This is a genomic window from Haloarchaeobius iranensis, assembly GCF_900103505.1.
GTDB classification, from domain to species: Archaea; Halobacteriota; Halobacteria; order Halobacteriales; family Natrialbaceae; genus Haloarchaeobius; species Haloarchaeobius iranensis.
This window is the reverse complement of the sequence record NZ_FNIA01000063.1, coordinates 1-2,497: the sequence shown is the minus strand read 5'-3', so window position 1 is coordinate 2,497 and position 2,497 is coordinate 1. Positions and strand designations below refer to the sequence as shown.

Genomic DNA, 2,497 nt, shown 5'->3' with positions numbered 1-2,497 from the left:
TCCGTGAGCCGGGAGGAAAGCGGCTCCGGCGAGTGGGCGAGCAGTGAGGCGAAGGACTGGAAGGACGGCCGTCACAAGCGCGAGAACAGCCACGTACTGCCCCACGCGGGCGAAGTCGGAGATACGAAGACCCGACAGGCGCTCACCGCGCTGCACGGCGTCTATGAGCGCGCATACAAGCGCGGCTGGATCGACGGCGACTGGCCCGACAGCGTCACCGAGTTATCGACCTATCGGCGGTGGCGGGGCACCCAGCAGACCGAGGCGTTCGCCCGCGCCGTCGACCAGGGCGACGCCGTCGATCTCCGCCAGCAGGTCGGCAGTCAGAACGACGAGATCGACGTGTCCGGCTGGCGGGATATCGAGCACATCCGCGAGATAGCCGTCCAGCGCCACCTCCGGCTGTACATCTACGGTGAGCCCGGCACCGGAAAGACCCGGTCTGGGTCGCTCGTCGCCCGCCACTGGGTCGAGGAGCGCGTCGAGGAAGGCCACCGGGACGCGCTCGTACTGACGAACATCCGAACGCTGGCTGACGAGAGCGACCGCGTGCGCTGGGTATCCAACTGGGCACAGCTGAAAGACGTGATGCACTCCGAAATGGACGACATTCTCGCCGAGAACACCCGGCCCGTGCTGTTCCTGTTCGACGAGGCGTCGTCGCAGGCGGCCGGTCGGGGGAAGCAGGGCCACGAGGCGAGCACGAAGCTCGCGACGCTGGTCTACAAGATCCGGAAGTTCGCGGGCGCTATCGTCATCATCGGCCACGACGGCAAGGACCTCCACCCCGCCGTCAGGGAGCTGTGTACGGTCTGTGAGAAGGAGTCGAAGAAGGTCGCCCGGTTTTACGAGACGGTGAAAAACCGCGAGGGAGTCGACCCGATCACGCCGACCATCACCGGCTGGCCGGATTCGATGTGGCAGCCCAACGATAAGGACCCTGCGCCCTGGTCGTGGGACGACGGCCAGGAGGGCGGATCGGGCGAATCCGAGTCTCACATCTCCCGAGAAGACGCCTATCGGGAGTTGGCGATCTGGACCGTCGTCGACGAGAAAACGAGGAACGGAGACGACGCGCTGTCGTTCGAGAAAATCGCCCAGAAGCGTCTGAACGGGCTGTATTCGGGCGAATGGTGCCGTCGTCGCTGGAAGGAGTACGATTCCGGCGAGCACGCCGACACGGTTGCCACCGTACAGGAGGCAATCGCATGACGGCGAGAACCCTCGCGGCAACCAACAACTCGACTCCCCCCGACGTGGTCATACGCAGGCGGGCGCTCTCGCTTCGCGTCGAGCGACCGCATGACCATGACCGCGCGCGGTCCCGGCGGCTCGGCGATATATATCAGTCGCGCCCGCGAGGTGCGTCCGCGTGAGTCGGTCGAGCAACGCGAGCCGCTACGGCTCGCTCGCGGAGAAGCACCTCGCCGACGAGCGCGGGCTCGTGCTCGAGGGCCAGCACACGAGCTGGTGCGATGCCAGGTTTCAGAACGGCACGCCCGTCGAGATCAAGAGCGCGATGGTCTCGACCGGCTACTTCCAGGTGTACCGGAAGTACCACGAGAAGCTACGGGAGGCGGGCGGCTGGTACGGGTTCGTCGTCTATCGCGAGCACGGTGGCGGGATTCGGGTACTCAAGACGCGGATGACGCGGCCAGAGCAGCTCCCGCTTCGGGCGCTGTGGTCGCCGACCGGCGGACATCGGGACAGCGAGAAGGCGAAGGTGAAGATCGAGACAGTGATGCGATGACGGGCAAGTTCGGAGTCTTGGACGCGGTTGATCTCGGTGGGGCCCATTGTATACTACGTGTATCTCTGAGGGCTGAAGACAGGAATAGAACACCTACAGGGTTATTTCTTCAACCTCTTCTTCTTCCTGATGCTGGGGTTCGGATTCTTCTTCTCGGAAGGCTCCCCCGATAGCTAATAGATACAGATATCTCATTAGATATAACATGGTTGCTAAGTAGTGAAAAAGGAAGAAGTAGACTACAGCAGAGGTTGCCGTTGCTGCCAAAGTTGAGAGCTGTGAGTAATCAATCACAGCGATCGAGGTCATTACAATCGTGATTAGCGATACGAGATTTACAAGAAGTGCGTATGAGGTTCCTAGTTGTGCCTTCTTAACGACCCTCTCTTCATTACGGTCGTCTTTGGGTGTGTACTTCGCTGTGGTAAGTAAGGAACTGAACGTGAATCCGAATAATATCGCTAGCGCAGTAGACATTGTCCCTACAAACCCCTCATCTATAGGACGAACTACTGCGACCTGCGCTAACAGGAACGGAATCACCAGAAGTGAATATGCCTCCCAGTTGGAGACCGACTTATCACTAAGGATGTCCCCATAGAAGTTATTTACAATTGAACGCAGGTCAAAAGCTCTCATTAGTCTTGATCGGGGCTGGTTTCGGGTCTATTTTCTCCTTCGTCTAGTGTTTCATCGGCTTCATTGAATCCGCAGAGGGCGACGGGATTCACTGTTTCACGGCTTGTT

Annotated in this window: 3 protein-coding genes; 2 read left to right on the top strand and 1 reads right to left on the bottom strand. The window is 60.1% G+C overall.

What is annotated here, in order from left to right; all coding sequences use genetic code 11:
- Together BLT27_RS18900 and BLT27_RS18895 are read left to right on the top strand one after the other, a co-directional pair.
- Positions 1-1,212 (top strand): ATP-binding protein (locus BLT27_RS18900; RefSeq protein WP_139172448.1); only part of this gene is annotated, 1,212 nt, incomplete at its 5' end.
- A gap of 160 nt (positions 1,213-1,372) precedes the next feature.
- A complete protein-coding gene (locus BLT27_RS18895) occupies positions 1,373-1,750 on the top strand; it encodes a PD-(D/E)XK family putative nuclease (RefSeq protein WP_089736685.1) in 378 nt (125 codons plus the stop codon).
- Between the two features lie 93 nt (positions 1,751-1,843).
- Here the strand turns inward: BLT27_RS18895 and BLT27_RS19480 are convergent, their stop codons facing one another.
- Positions 1,844-2,389, bottom strand: a complete 546-nt coding sequence (locus BLT27_RS19480; RefSeq protein ID WP_139172447.1) for a hypothetical protein — start codon at positions 2,387-2,389, stop codon at positions 1,844-1,846.
- Between the last annotated feature and the right edge of the window lie 108 nt (positions 2,390-2,497).